The organism is Citricoccus alkalitolerans, assembly GCF_039528175.1.
Lineage (GTDB): Bacteria > Actinomycetota > Actinomycetes > Actinomycetales > Micrococcaceae > Citricoccus > Citricoccus alkalitolerans.
Genome location: NZ_BAAALH010000002.1, coordinates 1326320 through 1346177, shown reverse-complemented (window position 1 = coordinate 1346177; position 19858 = coordinate 1326320). Strand labels below are relative to the sequence as shown.

General features: G+C 68.9%; 18 protein-coding genes. 11 read left to right on the top strand and 7 right to left on the bottom strand.

The annotated features are described in order from the left end of the window. Positions 1–25: 25 nt before the first annotated feature. Genes ABD134_RS11985 through ABD134_RS11965 form a run of 5 tightly spaced genes read right to left on the bottom strand, consistent with a single transcriptional unit; the run spans position 26 to position 4760 of the window. Entirely contained in the window at positions 26–1291 is a 1266-nt protein-coding gene (locus ABD134_RS11985; protein WP_344229742.1) for an ABC transporter substrate-binding protein, read from the bottom strand. Further along, positions 1288–2367: a branched-chain amino acid ABC transporter permease gene (locus tag ABD134_RS11980; protein WP_344229740.1), complete on the bottom strand. Its 1080-nt coding sequence runs from the start codon at positions 2365–2367 to the stop codon at positions 1288–1290. The genes ABD134_RS11985 and ABD134_RS11980 overlap by 4 nt, the downstream gene beginning before the upstream one ends. Beyond that, on the bottom strand, positions 2367–3251 hold the full coding sequence (locus tag ABD134_RS11975; protein ID WP_344229738.1) for a branched-chain amino acid ABC transporter permease: 885 nt from the start codon (positions 3249–3251) through the stop codon (positions 2367–2369). The genes ABD134_RS11980 and ABD134_RS11975 overlap by 1 nt, the downstream gene beginning before the upstream one ends. Beyond that, complete coding sequence (locus ABD134_RS11970; protein WP_425549742.1) at positions 3251–3961, bottom strand: ABC transporter ATP-binding protein; 711 nt, start codon at positions 3959–3961, stop codon at positions 3251–3253. Before ABD134_RS11970 ends, ABD134_RS11975 begins: the two co-directional genes overlap by 1 nt. Next, positions 3948–4760: an ABC transporter ATP-binding protein gene (locus ABD134_RS11965; protein ID WP_344229737.1), complete on the bottom strand. Its 813-nt coding sequence runs from the start codon at positions 4758–4760 to the stop codon at positions 3948–3950. Before ABD134_RS11965 ends, ABD134_RS11970 begins: the two co-directional genes overlap by 14 nt. Positions 4761–5052: 292 nt before the next feature. Between ABD134_RS11965 and ABD134_RS11960 the strand changes: the two genes are divergently transcribed. The 3 genes from ABD134_RS11960 (at position 5053) to ABD134_RS11950 (ending at position 9763) form a co-directional block, all read left to right on the top strand. Then, a complete protein-coding gene (locus ABD134_RS11960) occupies positions 5053–6555 on the top strand; it encodes an NCS2 family permease (RefSeq protein WP_344229735.1) in 1503 nt (500 codons plus the stop codon). A 69-nt stretch (positions 6556–6624) separates the two neighbouring features. After that, positions 6625–7368 (top strand): SDR family NAD(P)-dependent oxidoreductase, encoded by a 744-nt coding sequence (locus ABD134_RS11955; protein WP_344229733.1) that lies wholly within the window; start codon positions 6625–6627, stop codon positions 7366–7368. A gap of 85 nt (positions 7369–7453) precedes the next feature. After that, on the top strand, positions 7454–9763 hold the full coding sequence (locus ABD134_RS11950; protein WP_344229732.1) for a S9 family peptidase: 2310 nt from the start codon (positions 7454–7456) through the stop codon (positions 9761–9763). Positions 9764–9768: 5 nt separating this feature from the next. Here the strand turns inward: ABD134_RS11950 and ABD134_RS11945 are convergent, their stop codons facing one another. Continuing rightward, positions 9769–10506 (bottom strand): tyrosine-protein phosphatase, encoded by a 738-nt coding sequence (locus ABD134_RS11945; protein WP_344229731.1) that lies wholly within the window; start codon positions 10504–10506, stop codon positions 9769–9771. A gap of 270 nt (positions 10507–10776) precedes the next feature. On the opposite strand from ABD134_RS11945, the gene ABD134_RS11940 reads away from it, so the two are divergent. The 4 genes from ABD134_RS11940 to ABD134_RS11925 all read left to right on the top strand — a co-directional run bounded on the left by ABD134_RS11940 (position 10777) and on the right by ABD134_RS11925 (position 15957). After that, a complete protein-coding gene (locus ABD134_RS11940) occupies positions 10777–12513 on the top strand; it encodes an MFS transporter (protein ID WP_378108200.1) in 1737 nt (578 codons plus the stop codon). 206 nt (positions 12514–12719) lie between these two features. Then, positions 12720–13658: a 1,4-dihydroxy-2-naphthoyl-CoA synthase gene (locus ABD134_RS11935; protein WP_378108304.1), complete on the top strand. Its 939-nt coding sequence runs from the start codon at positions 12720–12722 to the stop codon at positions 13656–13658. A 50-nt stretch (positions 13659–13708) separates the two neighbouring features. Then, entirely contained in the window at positions 13709–14977 is a 1269-nt protein-coding gene (locus tag ABD134_RS11930; RefSeq protein WP_344229727.1) for an AMP-binding protein, read from the top strand. A 110-nt stretch (positions 14978–15087) separates the two neighbouring features. Continuing rightward, on the top strand, positions 15088–15957 hold the full coding sequence (locus ABD134_RS11925; RefSeq protein ID WP_344229725.1) for a 1,4-dihydroxy-2-naphthoate polyprenyltransferase: 870 nt from the start codon (positions 15088–15090) through the stop codon (positions 15955–15957). Here the strand turns inward: ABD134_RS11925 and ABD134_RS11920 are convergent. Further along, positions 15954–16253 carry a DUF4229 domain-containing protein gene (locus tag ABD134_RS11920; protein WP_344229724.1) on the bottom strand — a complete coding sequence of 100 codons (300 nt, stop codon included), beginning with the start codon at positions 16251–16253 and terminating at the stop codon, positions 15954–15956. The two genes, ABD134_RS11925 and ABD134_RS11920, sit on opposite strands and share 4 nt — an antisense overlap. An 85-nt stretch (positions 16254–16338) precedes the next feature. Between ABD134_RS11920 and ABD134_RS11915 the strand changes: the two genes are divergently transcribed. The 4 genes from ABD134_RS11915 to ABD134_RS11900 all read left to right on the top strand — a co-directional run bounded on the left by ABD134_RS11915 (position 16339) and on the right by ABD134_RS11900 (position 19845). Then, a complete protein-coding gene (locus ABD134_RS11915; RefSeq protein WP_344229723.1) occupies positions 16339–16770 on the top strand; it encodes a PLD nuclease N-terminal domain-containing protein in 432 nt (143 codons plus the stop codon). An 89-nt stretch (positions 16771–16859) separates the two neighbouring features. After that, a complete protein-coding gene (locus ABD134_RS11910) occupies positions 16860–17198 on the top strand; it encodes a hypothetical protein (protein WP_344229721.1) in 339 nt (112 codons plus the stop codon). A 10-nt stretch (positions 17199–17208) separates the two neighbouring features. Continuing rightward, positions 17209–19191, top strand: a complete 1983-nt coding sequence (locus ABD134_RS11905; RefSeq protein ID WP_344229719.1) for an alpha/beta hydrolase — start codon at positions 17209–17211, stop codon at positions 19189–19191. Between the two features lie 87 nt (positions 19192–19278). Then, on the top strand, positions 19279–19845 hold the full coding sequence (locus ABD134_RS11900) for a hypothetical protein (protein ID WP_344229718.1): 567 nt from the start codon (positions 19279–19281) through the stop codon (positions 19843–19845). Positions 19846–19858 lie beyond the last annotated feature (13 nt).

Below are 19858 nucleotides of genomic sequence, written 5' to 3'. Positions count from 1 at the left end.
GGGGCGGCTTCGGCGCGAGACGGGCCTAGTCGAAGGACTCCGCGGTCTCGTAGCCCTGCCCGTTGTACTTCTGGACCACCACGGTGGACACGGCCGGCTGGCCGTCCTCGGTGGTGTTGACCGAGGTGCCCTCAAGCATCAGCGGGGCCTGCAGGTCCTCGATGCCGCGCAGGGCCTCCATGAAGTTCTCCCGCGTCGGCTCGGTCATGCCCTTGAAGGCCTCCTCCAGGGTGGCCCCGACCATGTAGCTCCACATGCAGTGCGGGAAGTCCGGCGTGGTCGTGTACTCGGCGGCGTACTGCTCGAGGTTCTCCAGGAAGGCCACCACGTCCTCGTCTTCGGCGAAGGCCGGGCTCTGCGGGGCCTTCGCGAAGGACACCGAGTAGAAGCCGTCCTCGACGTCAGCGGCGGCCGGCTCGAGAATGGCGACCGGGCTGGAGGTGTTGGACGGAAGGAACCAGCTCGGGGACCAGCCCAGCTCGCGGGTCTTCTCGATCGAGGAGATGACGAGCGGGGTGATGGACATGGCGTTGAAGAAGACGTCCGCCCCCGTCCCGGCGAGTTCGGTGAGCTGGGCATCGACCGAGGTGTCCGTGGCCTCGTAGGTCAGTTCCGAGACGATCTCGATGTTGTCTGAACCTGAGATGGCCTCCTTGAAGCCCTCGACGTAGCCTTCGCCGTAGTCGTCGTTCTGGGACAGGATGGCGACGGTCAGGTCCTCGTCGGAACCGGCCAGCAGCTCACCGAAGGCCTCGCCCTCGTTCTGGTAGATCGGCACGAAGCCCAATTGCCAGGGGCTCTCGGTCTGGTCGCTGAAGATCGGGTCACCGGTCTGGACGAGCACCTGGGGGACTTCGGAATCGGTGGCGGCCTCGCGGTAGGCCCGGTTGGTGGGAGTGCCGAGTCCGGAGGTGAAGGCGAAGATGCTGCCCTGGTTCTGCTGGAAGTTGGACAGGGCCTTCTGCGGATCGTAGGCGTCGTCGAACGCCTCGATCTCCACGGTGCGGGTCTTGCCGTCGCCGAATTCGATACCACCGTCCTCGTTGGCTGCGCCCATGTAGGCGGCCAGGCCGGCGACCGTGCAGGTGCCCGGACCGGCCGTTCCGCCGCTGAGCGGGGTGGTGACGCCGAGGGTGATGGCCTCGTCCGTGATGCCCGGGCTGGCTGCCGCGCCGCCGCCGTCTCCACCGCCGTCCGATCCGCCGCCGTCGGAACGGCCGCATCCGGACAGGGCCATGGCGGCGACGGCGCCCATGGCAACGGCACTGAGGACCTTCTTCTTCAGGATCATGGCGAGTCTTCCTTTGCTGGGGCGGTGCTGGGAGAGGTGTTGGGTGGAGTGTTGAGTGGGGTACTGGGTGACGGGTCGGATGATGACGAAGGCGGCGGTCCCGAGCGTGATGAGCGGCGGGTCCAGCGGCGCAGCACCCGGGGCAGTCTGGCGATGCCGCCGGGCAGGACGAAGAGCACGAGCAGCAGGATCGCACCCTGGATGAGGGAGGTGAGGGTGGGGGCCACCTCGTTGGTGAAGTTGGGGACCAGTACGTAGTAGACGCCACCGATCAGCGAGCCGACGATGCTGCCGGCGCCGCCGACCACCATGGCGGCCAGGAGGCTGATCGAGTGGTGGAAGGCCAAGGTCTCGGGAGACGTGTACTGGATGACCACCATGTAGAGGAACCCGCTGACACCGCCGACCATAGAGGCGATGGTGAAGGCGAGGACCTTGTACCGGTAGGGCGAGATGCCCATGGCCCCGGCCACGGCCTCGTTCTCCTTGACGATCCGGAAGGCCCGGCCGTACTTGCCGCGGACCAGATTGGAGACCAGCAGGAAGGAGAGTCCACCGATGGCCAGCACGAGGTAGTACTGCCACTGGTCGTTGGCCAGGCCGGTCCAGTCCGGCGCGGAGGAGAACCGGGCGGAGATGCCCTGGGAGCCGCCGGTGACATCGCTGAGCCGCTTGGCCAGGGGGACGCCGATGATCGGCAGGGCGATCGTCACCATGGCGATCGCCAGCCCCCCGAGCCGCGCGGCCGCCAGGGCCACGATCAGTCCGACCACGCCGGGGATGACGACGGCGGCGAGGAACACCAGGGCGATGTTCCAGCCGTTCTCCACCCCGTAGGCGGTGACGTAGGCGCCGAGGCCCAGGAAGAAGATCTGACCCAGGGACACCTGGCCCGTGTAGCCCATGATGACGTTCAGGCCGAGCACGGCGACGGCGAAGACACCGATCCGCGCCAGCGTCTGGTTGACGGGGATCGGCAGCAGCAAGGGGGCCACCACGAGCAGCACCACGACCACCAGGGCGAGGGCGAGCTGGAACCACGGCGTCCGGAGCAGTCCGGTCTTCTGCGTGCCCATCAGACTCGCACCACGGTCTTGCGTCCGAACAGGCCCTGCGGCCGCAGTAGGAGGACCACGAAGAGCAGGATGAACGGCACCGCGATCTTCAGGTCATGGCCGATGATCGGGACGTAGACGGCGGCCAGGTTCTCCAGGACGCCGATCAGCCAGGCCGCGACGACCACTCCGACGGGGCTGGTGATCCCGCCCAGGATGACGGCGGCCAGCGCGTACACGAGGGTGGTGTCCAGCATGCCCGGGGTCAATGAGAGCCGCGGTGCCACCAGGGCTCCGGCGACCGCGCCGAGGGCGGCGGCCAGCCCCCAGCCGACCATGAGCAGCCGCCCGACGGGCAGCCCGGCGAAGGACGCGGACTGCCGGTTGTCCGCCACGGCCCGCAGGGCCAGTCCCAGCTTGGTCTGGCGGAACAGCAGCTGCAGCAGGACCATGATGCCGGCGATCACCAGGAAGGTGCCGAGGGACCGCCAGCTGATCGCGGCACCCAGGAAGGTGAAGGCCGAGGAGGGGAACAGGGAGGGGAACTGCAGGTTGTTGTAGGACCAGAGCCACCCGCAGATGCCGGTGAGCAGGGTCAGCAGGCCGACCGTGACCACCACCTGGGTGTCCTCCGCCCCGCCCATGAAGCGGCGCATCAGGAAGCGTTCGATCAACGCCCCGATGACGAACGAGGCCGCCACGGAGAGCAGGATCGCCACGATCAGGGGCAGCCCCAGCCCGAGGAAGGTGAACGCGAGGTAGGCCGAGAGCACTGCCATACCGCCCTGGGCGAAGTTGATCATGCCGGTGGACTGGTTGACCAGGACGATTGCCAGCGCGATCGCCCCATAGACAGAGCCCATGGCGAGGCCGTCGACCACCAATTGGATTAAGGTTCCCATCATCAGCCTCCCAGGTATGCCTTGCGGATCTCGTCGCGGCCCTTGAGCTCCGCGGAGGTTCCGCTCAGGACGCTGCGGCCCGTCTCCAGGACGGTCGCCGTGTCCACGATCGTGAAGGCGAGGTTGGCATTCTGCTCCACGAGCAGCATGGCCACGCCGGTCTCCTCCCGCAGTACCCGGATCGCGTCATAGACGGTCTTCGCGGTACTGGGGGCCAGCCCGAGAGAGGCCTCGTCCAGCAGCAGCAGCTTGGGCCGGGCCATGTAGGCGCGGCCCACGGCCAGCATCTGCTGCTCGCCTCCGGACAGGGCCGAGGCGTTCGCCGTGTAGCGCTCCTGCAGGTTGGGGAACAGCTCCAGCAGATGGTCGATGTCCTGCTGGATCCGCTTGCGGTCCTTGCGCAGGTAGGCCCCCACGTGAAGGTTCTCCTTGACCGTCAGGTTGCCGAGGGTCCCGCGCCCCTCCGGCACGTGGGCGATCCCGAGGGCGGCGACCTCGTTCGGCTTCCGGCCGCGGATGTCCTGGCCCTCGAAGCGGATCTGTCCGCCGGTCCTGACGGCACCGCTGATCGCGCGCAGGGTGGTGGTCTTCCCCGCCCCATTGGCGCCGAGGATCCCCACGGCACCCTGCTCGGGGACGCTCAGGGACACCCCGTGGAGCACTTGGACGGGGCCGTAGTGCGCCGTCAGGTCCGTGATCTCAAGCAACGTCATCGCCGAGTCCCTCCGCACTGTCTTCGGTGTCCTTGCTCTCTTTGCCGAGGTACGCCTCGATGACCCGGGGATCGGACTGGGCCTCCGCCGCGGTGCCCTCCATGAGCTTGCTGCCGTGGTCCAGCACGACCACCCGGTCTGCCAGCGCGGAGATCACCCCCATGTGGTGTTCCACGATCACGAGCGTGACCTCCCCCGCGGACTTGAGGCCGTGGACGGTCTGGATGAACGAGTCGACCTCGCCGTGGGACAGCCCGGCGGCGGGCTCGTCCAGCAGCAGCACCTGCGGCCGCGCCATCAGGGCCCGGCACAGTTCCACGCCTTTGTGCAGGCCATGGGAGAGCTCGTCCGCGCTGCGGTGCGCTGCCCAGCCGAGGCCGAGGTCCTCCAACCGGTCCAGCGCCTCTGCCCTCAGTGCGCGTTCGCTGCGGACCATCGGCGGCAGGCGGACGGCCCACGACGCCGGCCCGCCCGGCAGGCGCGCGTGTCCCCCCAACAGCACGTTGTCCAGCACGGTGGACTCCAGCTGCAGCGCCGGATGCTGAAAGGTCCGGGCGAGGCCGTGGCGGGACATGCCCGCCGGCCGGGTCTGGCTGATCTCGGCATCGCCGATCCGGATGGAGCCGGAGCTCGGCCGGTAGTGGCCGGAGATGCAATTGAACAGGGAGGTCTTGCCCGCGCCGTTGGGGCCGACCAGGCCGAGGACCGTTCCCGGTTCCACGGCGAAGCCGACGTCCTTCAGGACGGTCACACCGCCGAAGTGGAGGTTGACCTCCGCCAACGTCAAACGTGCTGCCATGCGCCCACTGACTCTTCCTCTTCCGGTGCGGGGTGAAGGGGGCACCACTCCCGTGGGAGTAGCGCAGACGAGTCGAGCCGGAGGGGGGTGATCCGGATCACAACCGCGTCTGGCTTGGATCGTAGGCGCATCCGGGCAGGATTGCCAACAATATTGGTGGCAATCAGTGGGACCGTGCCCTTTTCGTGACGTCCGGCCAGCGAACCCGCCACCTGTGATCTCCCGCACAAGACCGGCCCGGGGGCCTCCCTGCCCGCCTCGGCACCGGCCCGTCGCCGCTAACATGTCCTCCATGCCTTCGCCAGAGTCGCCCTCCTCCGCCGTCACACTGGACACCGTGAACGCCGTGGACACCCCGGGACCGAAGAACGCCCTGGACCGGTTCTTCCTGATCTCCAGACGCGGCTCGACGGTGGCCCAGGAGATCCGCGGCGGACTCGCCACGTTCCTGGCGATGAGCTACATCATCGTGCTCAACCCACTGGTCCTCTCCGGCCCTGACGCCAACGGGGACACCCTGGGCATCGCCCGAGTGGCCGCGGTGACCGCCCTCGTGGCCGGCCTCTCCACCATCGCCATGGGCGTGTGGGCCCGCCACCCGTTCGCCCTGGCAGCCGGCCTGGGCGTCAACGCGCTCGTGGCCATCACGGTGGCCACCACCACCGGGATCACCTGGCCCGCCGTCATGGGCCTGGTGGTGATCGCCGGGCTGGTCATGGTCCTCCTCGTGGCCACCGGCTTCCGGCAGGCCGTGTTCAATGCCGTCCCGGACGCCCTGAAGACCGCGATCGTGGTGGGCATCGGCCTGTTCATCGCGCTGATCGGCCTGGTCAACTCGGGCTTCATCCGCCGGGTGCCGGATGCCGCCGGGACCACCGTGCCGGTCGGGCTGGGGACGGGCGGGGAACTGGAGGGCTGGCCGGTCCTGGTGTTCGTCGTCGGCCTGCTGGTGACCGCCGTGCTTGTGGTCCGCAAGACCCGCGGCGCCATCCTCATCGGGATCGTGGTGGCCACGGTGCTGGCCAACATCTTGGAGGCGGTCTTCCACATCGGTCCGTCCGTGGACGAGGCGGGCAACGCCAACCCCACCGGATGGTCACTCGTGGCACCGTCCTTCCCCGAATGGGCCGCGCCGGACCTCTCCCTCGTGGGCCAGGCCGACCTCCTCGGCGCCTTCACCCAGGTCGGCCCGCTCATGGCCCTCCTGCTGGTCTTCGCCATCCTGCTGTCCGTGTTCTTCGACGCCATGGGCACCTCCGTGGGCCTGGCCCGGGAGGCCGGCAATGTCACGAAGGACGGGGACATCCCACACCTCAACCGGGTCCTCATGGTGGATGCCCTGGCCGTGTCCGGCGGCGGTGGCGCCTCCGGCTCCGCCAACCAGATCTTCGTGGAGTCCGGCACCGGCATCGGCGAGGGCGCCCGCACCGGCTTCGCCTCCGTGGTCACCGGCGTGCTGTTCCTGTTGGCGATGTTCCTGACACCACTGATCTACCTGGTGCCGTTCGAGGCCGTGGCCCCGGCCCTCGTGGTGGTCGGTTTCATGATGGCCACCCAGGTGGTCCAGATCGACTGGGCGGACTGGGGCGCCGCCCTGCCCGCCTTCCTCACCTTCATCCTGATGCCGTTCACCTATTCGATCGCCAACGGCATCGGCGCCGGCATGATCGCCTACGCCGTCATCCGCACGGCGCAGGGCCGGGCCAAGGACGTCCATCCGCTGTTGTGGGTGGTGGCGGCGGCCTTCGTCGTCTACTTCGGCATGGGCGTCTTCCGCGGGCTGCTGGGCGTGTGACGCGTCCCACGGCTGCCCTGCGGTACGGTCTGAATCGTTAAGATCAGTTAACCGAAACCCAGGAGCACCATGGAGTTCACCGACCGCACGTTCCTCGTCACCGGTGGGGCCTCGGGCCTCGGCGCCGCCACCGCCCGGGCCCTGCTGGCCCGTGGCGCCCACGTGGTGGCCGCGGATCTCAAGGGCATGCCGCCTTCAGGGGCCGTCCTCGTCGAGACCGACGTGACGGACCCGGCACAGGTGGCACATGCCGTGGAGGTGGCAGGCCAGCAGGGCGGGCCGCTGGCCGGGGTCGTGAACTGTGCCGGTATCGCCACCGCGGAGAAGGTGCTCGGCAGGCAGGGGCCGCACGAGCTGGAGTCCTTCGCGCGGACCGTGCAGATCAACCTCGTCGGCACGTTCAACGTGATCCGCCTGGCGTCCGAGGCGATGGCAGAGAATGCGCCTGGGGAGGACGGTGAGCGCGGGATCATCATCAACACCGCCTCCGTGGCGGCCTTCGACGGCCAGATCGGCCAGGCCGCATACTCGGCGTCCAAGGGCGGCGTGGCCGCCATGACCCTGCCGATCGCCCGTGAACTGGCCCGCCACGGCATCCGCGTCATGACGATCGCCCCGGGCATCTTCTGGACACCCATGATGGCAGGGCTCCCCGAGGCCGCGCAGGAATCGCTGGGCCAGCAGGTCCCGTTCCCGTCCCGCCTCGGCCAACCGGAGGAATACGCTGACCTGGCCCTGCACATCATGCAGAACCGGATGCTCAACGGGGAGACCATTCGCCTGGACGGCGCCATCCGCATGGCCCCGAAGTAGGCCCCGCTGCCAGAGCGCCTCAGCCGAGAGCGGACCGCCGCCCCCCACGCCCGGGGCCGGCGGTCCGTGCTGTTGAATGGCCTGTATGACTTCCGCGAGCTTCCAGCAGACCAGCACGGATACCACGACGCCGGCCGGCGGCTCCCAGCCCCCGGTGGCCGAAGCGCGGCCTGTGGCCCGCACACACCACGGGCACACGTTCACCGACGACTTCGACTGGCTGCGGGACAAGGAGTCCGACGAGGTCATCTCTCACCTCAACGCCGAGAACGCGTACACGGCATCCGTGACGGCGGACCAGGAACCGTTGCGTGCCGCGATCTTCGGGGAGATCAAGGCACACACCGTGGAGACCGACCTCTCCGTGCCCTCCCGCAAGGACGGCTGGTGGTACTTCGTTCGCACCGAGGAGGGCCAGCAGTACCCCACCCACTGCCGCGTCCAGGCCACCGACACCGGTGACCGGCTGGCCGACTGGACCCCGCCGGTGATCGAGCCCGGCGTGCCCGTGGCCGGCGAACAGGTCATCCTGGATGGCAACGCCGAGGCCGAGGGCCAGCCCTTCTTCTCCTTGGGCGGGATCGCCGTCTCCCGGGACGGGAACCTGATGGCCTACGCCGTGGATCACGCCGGGGACGAGCGCTTCACCCTGCGCGTCCGGGACCTGCGCACGGGTACGGACCTGGCGGACGAGATCCCCAACGTGTCCTACGGGCTGGTGTTCGATGCCACCGGCAGCCGGGTGTTCTACACCGTCCCTGACGACTCCTGGCGCCCCTACCGGATCCTCGCCCACACCCTCGGCGCCCCGGTGGAGCAGGACCAGCTGTTGTTCCAGGAGGACGATCCCGGCATGTGGTCCGGCTTCGGACTCTCCGCGGACCGCACCGAGTTGCTGGTCTCCGTGGGCAACTCGGAGATCGCCGAGACGCTCGCCCTGGACCTGCCCGACTCCCCCGACGAGCCGTTGGGCGAGCTGCGGATGCTGGTCTCCCGGGACCTCGGGCTACTGCACGACGTGGACCCCGTCACCCTGGACACCACCGGCGGTCAGGACGGTGCCGGCCGGTACTACGTGATCGTCCACAACAAGGACTTCTCCAGCGAGGACGAGGAGCACGGCCCCACGCCGGCCCCGAACAACATGGTGTCCCTGGCCGCCCGGGACACGGTGACGGATCCGCGGTTCTGGCGCACCGTCGTCGGGCATTCAGACACCATGAAGGTGGACGGCGCCGCCGTCACGGCCACGCACCTGGCCCTGGCCGTGCGGCGCGAGACGACTCCGCGCACCCTGGTGATGTCACTGGCTGGACTGGGTACCGAGTTGCAGTCGGCGCCGGTGGAGCCGGACTTCGGCGAGGAACTGTATTCCTGCGAACTGGCGGGGGCTCCCTTCGATTCGCCGTTCCTCCGGTTGGGATACTCCTCCTGGGTCACGCCCACGCAGGTCCTGGACTATGAGGTGGGCGGCGGCGATGTGGGCGGCGGCGAGCTGCATCTGCGCCGGCAGGTCGAGGTCCCGGATTATGACCCGGAGCAGTACCTCGTGGAGCGGTGGTGGGCCCCGGCCGAGTCGACCGACCGTCGCGTCTCCATCCCGCTGACCGTGATCCGCCGCCAGGACACCGAGTGGGACGGCTCGAACCCATGCGTGGTCTACGGCTACGGCAGCTACGAGATGTCCATGGACCCCGGATTCACCGCGGCACGGCTGTCCCTGCTGGACCGGGGCGTGGTCTACGTGGTGGCTCACGTGCGCGGCGGGGGCGAGCTGGGCCGCGGCTGGTATGACCACGGCAAGAAGCTGCACAAGAAGAACTCGTTCACCGACTTCGTGGACGCCACCCGCTTCGTGGCGCAGTCCGGTTGGGTGGACCCGGACCGGATCGCGGCGATGGGCGGATCCGCCGGCGGACTGCTCATGGGCGGCGTGCTGAACCTGGCCCCCGAGCTGTACCGGGCCTGCGTGGCCCAGGTGCCGTTCGTGGACGCGCTGACCTCCATCCTGGACCCGGACCTGCCACTGTCGGCCCTGGAGTGGGAGGAGTGGGGCAACCCCATCACCGATCCCGAGGTCTACCGGTACATGCAGGAGTACACCCCGTACGAGAACGTGCGTGCCGTGGACTACCCGGCGATCGCCGCGGTGACGTCCCTGAATGACACCCGCGTGCTCTACGTGGAGCCGGCCAAGTGGGTCCAGCATCTACGCCGCACCGTCACCTCGGACCAAGCCACGCCGCTGACCGAGGGAGGCGCCCCGATCGTGCTCAAAACCGAGATGGACGGCGGCCACGGCGGAGCCTCCGGCAGGTACCGAGCCTGGGAGGACCGCGCCTGGGACTACGCGTTCCTGCTGACGGCACTGGGGGCCACCGAGCTCCGCGCCTGATCGCCTCAGCCCTCCCGGAGCTTGACTCGCACCGCCTCCACTTCGCCGGGCGTCAGGCCGTGGGCGGTGAGGAGATCGGCCACGGCCTCGGCATCTGGCAGTGAGGCGGCGAACTCCTCCAGGGCCTCGATGCGGCCGAAGAGGAACGCGTCCAGCTCCGGCCCATCCAGGTGCCGCTCATGGGGATGAGGCACGGGGCTGATGCGGTGCCATTCGTTGATGCCGCGAGCGCCGGCGTCGTACTGGGAGGCGACCAGATCCCGACGGCCGGCAAGCAACAGCAGCAGGGTGACCACCAGGCCGGTGCGGTCCCGCCCGGCCGAGCAATGCAGGACCACCGAGCCGGGCGCGGCGGCGATGGCCGTGAACACGGCGGCTACGCGGTCCGGGAAGTACTGGAGCGTGGCCGGGTAGTACCGCGGATGATTGGGATACGGTGCGCCATCGGCCAGCGCAGGGGCCAGGTAGTCCTCGAAACCGTCATGCGTGTGATCCTCCACCGGACGGTGCAGGATCTCGAGGCCGTCATGGGCCTGATCGGACACCTCAGGATCGGTGGAGCGGCGCCGGCGCTCGGGAGTGCCGCGGAGATCGATCACCGTGCTCACACCGTCCCGGCGCAATTGCCGCCACCCGAGATCCGTCAGCCATTCCTGCCGTCCCATCCGGTAGATCCCACCCAGGACGTGGCGGGCATTGACCGCCCCCTCCCAGGTCACCGGGCCCGTGGATTCCTCGCTCATGCGTCCCACTGTGCCACTTCCGCCGCCTACAGCCCTCAGCCCTCAGCCCCGATCGTGATGCACCTCACGCGGATTTGACCCGACCCCTACCGCCTCCGATACGGTCCATTGTCTGCAATCCCAGGTGGGTCCCGAGTCAGCATTCCGGGGCCGTCCTCACCGGATTCGACTCAGGCGCCCCTGGTCCACCCTCCCCGGGACGACCGGGCCTCACGCCCGATCGGCCCTGGAACACCCCTGGCGGGGTGAACCGCACCAGGAAGATCACCTGTGTCCGAAACAGAGTCCCAGCCCTCGGTAGTTCTCCCCTCTGGCTCACCCCAGACGGGCGTGCAGTCCGCACAGCCCCGGCGGCGCAACCGCTTCTCCCGGCCGACCCGCCCACCGCGGAAGAAGACCCCGGCCGCCGCCATCCGCAAGGCCACGGCAGCCTCGGCTCTCGGTAACGCGACGGAGTGGTACGACTACGGCGTCTACGCGGTGGCCACGGCCTACATCACGCAGCACTTCTTCCCGGGCGAGGGCGGCATGCTGCTGACCCTGGCGACGTTCGCGATCTCCTTCCTGGTCCGCCCGATCGGCGGCCTCGTCTGGGGTCCGCTGGGTGACCGGTTGGGCCGCAAGGGCATCCTCGCCCTGACCATCCTGATGATGTCCGGTGCCACGTTCCTCATCGGCGTGCTGCCGACCTTCGAACAGGTCGGTGTCCTGGCACCGGTCCTGCTGATCGTGCTGCGCATGGTCCAGGGGTTCTCCACCGGCGGCGAGTACGGCGGGGCGGCCACCTACATGTCTGAATACGCCCCGGACCGCCGCCGCGGCTTCCTCGGCTCATTCCTGGAGTTCGGCACCCTGGGCGGCTTCGCCCTCGGCACGGCGATCATGCTGCTACTGGAACTCATCCTCTCCCCCGAGCAGATGTCCTCCTGGGGCTGGCGCCTGCCCTTCCTGCTGGCCGCCCCCATGGGTCTGATCGGCTTCTACCTGCGCTCCAAGCTGGACGACACCCCGGTCTATGAGGAGTTGAACGGCGCGCCGGACCACGGCACCACGCACGACGCCGGCTCCCCGGCTGACGCTCCGGCCGCACCGGCCGCTTCGGCCGCTTTCGCCGGCTCCTCCACCGCGAAGGGCGACCTGGCGAGCGAGACCCCCGCGCCGCCGTCGTTGCCGGCACTGTTCCGCGAGCACTGGAAGCCGATGCTGGTGATGACCGGTCTGGTGATCTCGGTGAACGTGGTCAACTACACGCTGTTGTCCTACATGCCGACCTACCTGGAGCAGCAGATCGGCCTGCCGGCTGCGGCCGGACTGATGGTCATCCTCATCGGCGAGATCGCCATGATGGCACTGATGCCGTGGGCCGGCGGCCTCTCGGACAAGTACGGGCGCAAACCGTCCTGGTTCTTCTCCCTGGGCGGGCTGATCCTGCTGGCCATCCCGATGTTCATGCTGATGGGCATGAACTTCGGCCTGGCGATCCTCGGCTTCGCAGTGCTGGGCCTGCTGTACATCCCGCAGTTGTCCACGATCACCGCGACGTTCCCGTCGATGTTCCCGACCCAGGCCCGGTTCTCCGGCTTCGCGATCACCTACAACATCTCCACCTCCATCTTCGGCGGCACCGCGGCCCTGGTGAACGAATGGGGCATCGGAGTCACGGGAGATGTGCAGTTCCCGGCGTACTACATGATGGCCGCCTGTGCCGTGGGCCTGGTCTGTGTCTGGTTCATGCGAGAGACCGCCGGAGCCTCCCTGCGCGGTTCTGAGGTGCCCGGGTCCATCGGTTCCGCCGTGGTTCCCGGCTCTCCGGCCGAGACGGCCCTCGAGGAGAGGCGCCAGCCAGAGCAGCGCACCATGGAGGAGGCCGAGATGCTCTCCCTGGCCGCTGAGGCCCGCGAGGCCGCTGCCACCGGTGCCGGCGGTGTGGCCGTGGACCACGCGGAGGCCGATGAGGCTGCCGAGGATCCCGACGACGGCGCCCGGGTGGGTGCGCCGCTCGCCTGATCCGCGGGTCGGCGGGGGCCCCACCCCGCACCCCGGCACGTTGAGTCTGGAACTTTCCACGCTGTGACCCCCATTTTGCGTGAAAAGGTCCAGACTCAACCGGAGTGAGCAGGAGGGCGGAGGCGCTGGCTAGACTCGGCCGGGTGAACGGACAGCAGACTCCCCAGGCACAGACCTCCCAGACCGCCCCTGCCTCCGCAGACGAGCTGCCGGAGAAGGTGTCGGACCTCTTCGACCCGCAGCACTGGCGGGTGGTGAACGGATTCGACTTCGAGGACCTCACCTACCACCGCCAGGTGGAGCGGGACCCCTCCGGGGCGGTCGTGCGGGACCTGCCGACCGTCCGCATCGCCTTCGACCGCCCGGAGGTCCGCAACGCGTTCCGTCCCGGCACCGTGGATGAACTCTACCGGGCACTGGACCACGCCCGCATGACGCCGGACGTCGGCTGCATCCTGCTCACCGGCAACGGCCCCTCCCCCAAGGACGGCGGCCACTCGTTCTGCTCCGGCGGCGATCAGCGCATCCGCGGCCGGGACGGCTACCGCTACGCCGAGGGGGACACCGCCGAGACCGTGGACCCGGCCCGCGCCGGCCGCCTGCACATCCTCGAGGTTCAGCGGCTCATGCGGACCACGCCCAAGCCGATCATCGCCGTCGTCAACGGCTGGGCGGCCGGTGGCGGGCACTCCCTGCACGTGGTGGCGGACCTGACCATCGCCTCGAGGCAGCACGGGCGGTTCAAGCAGACCGATGCCACCGTCGGCTCCTTCGACGCCGGTTACGGTTCCGCCCTGCTGGCCCGCCAGCTGGGGCAGAAGAACGCCCGGGCCATCTTCTTCCTGGCCCGCGAGTACTCCGCCGAGCAGATGGTGCAGATGGGCGCGGTGAACGAGGCCGTGGACCACGAACGACTCGAGGAGGTGGCCCTCGAGTACGCCGCGGACATCAACCGCCAGTCCCCGCAGGCCATCCGCATGCTCAAGTTCGCCTTCAACATGGCCGACGACGGCTTGGCCGGCCAGCAGGTCTTCGCCGGCGAGGCCACCCGCATGGGCTACATGACGGACGAGGCCGTGGAGGGCCGGGACGCTTTCCTGCAGAAACGCGACCCCGACTGGTCGGCGTTCCCGCACCACTTCTGATCCGGAGCCACGAGAGCGGCCCCGGTCCCGCCACTGGCTAGACTCGATCCGTGCCCGTGACCTCAACCGACCTTGACCGCGCCCAGCGCGCGTTGGCCGCCGCCCTGGAAGGCTCCGGCCCCCCGGTCGAGTTCACCGAGGACGGCCGAGCCCTCCCCCGCCCCGAGGCCGCGGACCCGGCGGCCGGTGGTGCCGAGGGGACGGTCGCCGTCGTGCGGACTTCCGGCTCCACTGGGACCCCCAAGCAGACCCTGCTCACGGGCGAAGCCCTGGCCGCCTCGGCCACGGCGACCGCCAGCCGGATCGGCGGCGAGGGCCAGTGGCTGCTGTCCGTGGGCCTGCACTATGTGGCCGGGCTGGCCGTGCTCTCCCGCTCTATCGCGGCCGGCACCACCCCCGTCCCGCTGACCCCCGGTCCGTTCACGCCGCAGTCCTTCGTGGAGGCCGTGGACCGGATGGAACGCGGAACGGGCTTCCGCGCCCTCTCCCTCGTTCCCACCATGCTCTCCCGCCTCCTGGTGCCCGACGCCGGCACTGGCGCCTCAGGCCGTGCAGGCGTCGGTCCCGCTGGTGCCGGTTTTGCCGGGGCCGCCGTGGATGCCCTGCGCACCTTCGACGCGATCCTCATCGGCGGTGCCCGCCTCCCCGACCGGGTCCGGGAGGCCGCCGCCGAGGCCGGCTTGCGGATCCACCTGACGTACGGCATGAGTGAGACCTGCGGCGGCTGCGTGTATGACGGCGTTCCCCTGGACGGCGTGACCGCGGACCTCGTCACCGACCCAATCGCGGACGGCGGAGACCGCCCGGGTGTCCCCCGTCTCCGGCTGTCCGGCCCGATGGTCGCCGCCGGCTACTTCGACGACGCCGACCGCACGGCCAGGCATTTCGGCGCCGGGTCCAGCCCCGACGCCGGCCCGGACGGCGGCGCCCGCTGGTTCCTCACGGAGGACACCGGCACGGTGGCCGGCCCACCTGGCCGCCAGCGCCTCACGGTGACCGGCCGCGTGGACGATGTCATCAACACCGGCGGCGTGAAGGTCTCGGCGGCGAGGGTCCAGCAGGTGCTCGAGACGCTCCCGGGTGTGCGAGCCGCCTTCGTCGGGGCGGTCCGGGACGACGAATGGGGTCAGCGCGTGTGTGCCGCCGTGGCGCAGGGCCGGAATCACGCACCGTTCAATCAGGCCGCCGCCCGGGAGGCGGTCCGGGCTCAGCTGGGACCGGCCGCGGTGCCCAAGCAGTGGCTGGTCCTCGAGTCCCTGCCACTGCTGCCGAACGGCAAGACCGACCGTCAGGACCTCCTCACCCGCTTCTCCACCTGACCCCCACCGTTTTCAGGGCAGAAATGAGTACTGATTTCTGCCCCCAAAGTGCAAGACCCCTTAAGACCTCGTGACAGCACGCTCCGGCACCTCAGGAAGGTACACACCCCATGGCTACAGCCGCCCAGTGGATCGAGGGCGCGCGGTTGCGCACCCTGCCGATGGCGATCGCCCCGGTACTCATCGGCTCCGCCGCGGCCCATGCCCTGGACGGATTCCACCTGGGCCGGGCGGTGCTGGCCCTATTCGTGGCCCTGGCCCTGCAGGTCGGCGTGAACTACTCCAACGACTACTCGGACGGTATCCGCGGCACCGACGACGACCGCGTCGGACCGCTGCGCCTGACCGGTTCCGGCGCGGCTCCGGCGCGCACCGTCAAAACGGCCGCGTTCGCCTGCTTCGGGGTCGCCGCTGTGGCCGGCCTCGGCCTCATCGCCTGGTCGGGCACCTGGTGGCTGACCGTCGTCGGGGTCCTGGCCATCGTGGCCGCCTGGTACTACACAGGGGGCCAGAAGCCCTACGGGTACCGGGGCCTCGGCGAGGTCTTCGTCTTCATCTTCTTCGGCCTCGTGGCCGTTCTCGGAACCACCTACACGCAGGCCCTGGCCGTGTCCGGCCCGGCGTGGGCCGGGGCCGTGGGCTGCGGGCTGATCTCCACCGCCCTGCTCATGGCCAACAACGTCCGGGACATCCCCACAGACCGCCAGACCGGCAAGATGACCCTCGCCGCCCGGCTCGGGGACACCCCTGCGCGCTGGTCCTATGTGGCGATGGTGGCCGTGGCGATCGTGCTGCCGTTGTTCTTCACCGGGCAGCACCCGTGGCTGTGGCTCGTGGCGATCACGGCTGCCGTGGCCGTGCGGCCCTCGATCACCATGGTTCGCTCCACCGAGCGCCGGGACCTCATCCCGGTGCTCAAACTGACCGGCATCCTGGGCCTGGTCTACGCGGTGCTGGTCGCTGCGGGGTTGGCGCTCTAGGGCTTCTCGTCACTGCCCGGATCGAAGTACCGGCCCTCGGTGTAGGAGTCCTCGGCCTCCGCATCAGCCTGCTCGGACTTGAACTGCTCCCGCTTCCCACGGCCCTCCCAGGCACTGGCCACATCACTGCCGGCGCCGGTGCGCAGGTCGTTGAAGAACAGGTATCCGGCAGCCAGCGCGATGACGGCCGCCGCGATCGTGGAGAAGATCCATCCGAGGCCGAGCAGCATGCAGGCGCCCCAGACCACGAAGAAGACGGCCAGGCGGATCACGGCATACTTGAAAACTCGCACCACGGCAGTCTACCGGGATCAGCCGACGCATGATCGGCGCGCAGTTCGCCGGTTTAGCCGTGCTGGCACCGGTCCGTAGACTGGAGCCATGCCCCGCTTCCTCATCCCCCTCGGCATCGTCGCCGCCGGCCTCATCATCTACTCGCTGATCGAGTGCCTGATGACCCCGCGCCACCAGGTGCGGGCCATGCCGAAGGCCGTGTGGATCCTGATCATCGTGCTGATCCCGCTGGTGGGTGCGCTGCTGTGGCTCTTCCTGGGCCGGCGTCGTGGGTCCTCGAACGGCGGTGGAACCACTGGTGGCCCGGCGCGCGCCCCGCGCCCGCAATCCCCGGACGACGACGCGGCTTTCCTGCGCCAGCTCGACATCCAGCGCAAGCAAGCCGCACGCCAGGCCGAACTGGACCGCCGCGATGCCGAACTGAAAGCCCGGGAGAAGCGGGACCCGAAAGACAACGGCACCTCGGAGTCCGGTGAGTCCAACACTCCCAAGCCCGACGGCGGCGCCGACCAGTCCTGATGCCCCACCTCTGGTGCACAGCACCCGGCGCTGGCCATGGGGAGAACTGCCCATAGCCACGCAAGCCTCCAGCTAGCAAGGTGGAGTGCGTGGGACACGAGATCAGACCCGAGACGATACACGCCGCCCTCGTCCGAGTGGCCGGTGACGGCCAGAGACTCGACACTGCATCCCGGGGCGCCCAGGACGCCGGGGAGTCCTTGTCCGGGGCCTTCGGCACGGCCGACGTGGCGGAGTCAGCCTTCACCGCATTCTGGGCCGATCGCTCCGATACCGGCGAGTGGATCGCGAACATCCTGATGCACCAGGCCTCCTGCGTGGCCGATGCCGCGGACGCCTTCCTGGAGGCCGACTCCACCATGCATGATCAGGGGCAGTCCGCCGTGAACGCCATCACCGATGTGACCCCACCGGACACGGAATACTGAGGGGAACTCCATGAGCCTGCCTGCCCTGGGGACCTATCCCGACGCCGAGGCCAGTTGGACCACGTTGAGTGACATGGCCGGTGATCTGAAGGCCGAATCGAAGAACCTCGAGGAGGCCATGGACGACGCCCGGGCCTCTTGGCGGGGACTGGAGTCCGGCTATCAGCATCCCGAGACCCAGGATCAGGTCTGGACGGCCCTGGACGACCTGGTCCCCCATGCCGGGGACTGGGCCTCCGCGCTGTCCTCGGCCAAGGATGCCCTCGACGACTTCGTGGAGACCGGTAAACCACTGCAGACCGAGCGGGAGTCCTTGGACCGGGCCCAACCCGGGCTTTCCTCCCGCCGCAGCAGCGCTTTGACCTCGGACGATGAGACGCTGGTGGAGGAGGTCCGGTCAGACATCCTCGCCTTCAACGAACGGGCCACCACGCTCACCACCGAGTGGGAGACAGCACAGGAGACCCTCTCCGCGGCACTGGCGGCCATCAGCGTCGGCACCACCGAGGGCCTGCCGATAGTGACCGGGCACCGTGACACGGACACCGGCGTTCAGGACTGGGCCACGCTGACGAGTGGGCTGGACGAGAAGTTCGGCGAGATCGATCCGGACGTGATCTGGAAGGACCTCAAGGGTCTGGACGAGGACGAGCTGCGGGACTGGCTCGAGGCCAACCCGGAGGCTGCCAGGGCCCTGGCTGAACACCGCTGGGCAGACGATCCCCCGGCCGGGACCCCGGAGGCCATCATGGATGCGGCGATGGCCGATGAGGCGCACCTGACTGAAGAGGGCATCCAGGGAATCCAGGAGGCATGGTTGAGCTTGTCCGAAGCCGAGAGGGAACGGATGGCGCTGCTCTACCCGGGCGTGATCGGCGTCCTCAACGGCGTGCCACTGGCCACCCGCGGCCGGACCAACCAGATCACGGTGGCCGGGCTGCGGGAGCAGACCGCGGAGACCCTCGCCGAGCACCGGGAGAACAGGCCGCAGCACGCTCCCGGCAATGCCTACCAGCGCGGGCAGTGGGAGGACGAGGAGGAGCGCCTCCAGACTGTCTCGGACGGGTTGGACAAGGCGTGGAACGGCTATGACCGGGAGCAGTACCCGGACGATCCGCGAGCCTTGCCGGGCTACACGACCCTGTTCGTGTCAACGGAGGGCAACGGTCAGATCGCCACGATGCGTGGCGAGCCCTCGGGCAGCACCGAGCGGGCGGTGACCTTCGTCCCGGGCACTCACACGACCATCGACAGCGTGGACCGGTACAACAACGCTCTCAACGCCCTGGATGGGGACGACCCGGAGGGAACCGTCTCCATCTATTGGCAGGGCACCGACCTGCCGCAGGAGTTGATCCGAGGCAACGCCACGTCCCGCTACAACGAGGATGGCGCCCCGCGCCTGGCCGCCTTCGACTTCGCGGCCGACCTCGAGATGTCCAGTGACCGGACCCGCGACGTGCGGACGACTTACGTGGGCCACAGTGCTGGCGGGTCACTGCTCGGAACGGCGGAGCGAGAGGACATGGGCCTGGATGCCTCCAACATCGTCTACGTCGCTCCGGCAGGCACCGGACACGAGGTCTCCTCCCCCGGGGACACCTCCAATGAGTATGCCGACCGATTCCTGATCCAGACAAACGACGACCCCATCTCGGGAGCACAGTTGCTCGGTGGGGGCTTCCACGGCGGCTCCTTCTGGGAGGGTTCCAACCCCGTCAAGCAGATGGATGCCATCCGCTTGGAGTCGGGCCTGATGGAGGACGGCAGCGTCATGAGTGGGCACACCGACTACTTCGAGCATGGCTCCACGTCGGCCCAGAACATCGAGGGAGTCGTCTATGGAGAGGACGTGGCCCCGTATCTGGAACCGGACGTCCATGTCTATCCTGGCTCTTACCAACCGGTGATCACCTACCCGCTGGAAACAGACCTGGACCGCTACCGTAGGGAGGGGATCCCCCAGGTCCCCGTGGAGACGCTGACGAACTGAGAAGGCCGTATGCCGCATCGCACCCGCCGATTCCGAGTCGGTACCGCCGCCGTGGCAGTTTCCACGGCACTGATGTTGGGAGGATGTATGAGTCCGGACGCCGAGGAAACGGCTGACACAGAACAGCGGTCTGCCACCCATGGTCGGTTGATCGAGGAGGACCTGCCGTCACTGGTGCGTGCTGCCGGGTGGGACAGCATCGGCAGCCTGGGTGAGAAGAGCTGCCTGGGAACCGCTGACCTGGAGGAGGCCGTGCGCGAGACCAAGTGGATCGGCAGCTCCTCGGCCAGCGATGTTCCGCCGTCGGAGGCCACGGCCATCGCCGAGGACATCGCCCGGGATGCCGAACGGTTGGGGTGGTCTCCCCAAGAGGGATCGGGCCCCAACGGCGACCGTCTCTACGGGGCCACCAAGGAGGACCTGACCCTGGTGGTGACTCACCAGACGGGCGGCGGGAGGGCGAGCCTGTCCTTGGCGATCCATTCACCGTGCCTGGAGATGCCCGAGGGCCACACGCTGACGCGGTCCACGTTGGACCCGATGTACGGCTCCGGTGATGAGCTGTACCCCGGCGAGGACACCTCGAAGTTCACCAACGGCGAGCCGAAGCCCCTGCCGGATCCGTCCGACGATTCGTCCTCTCCGCGCCCCTGACTCTGCGAGGGTG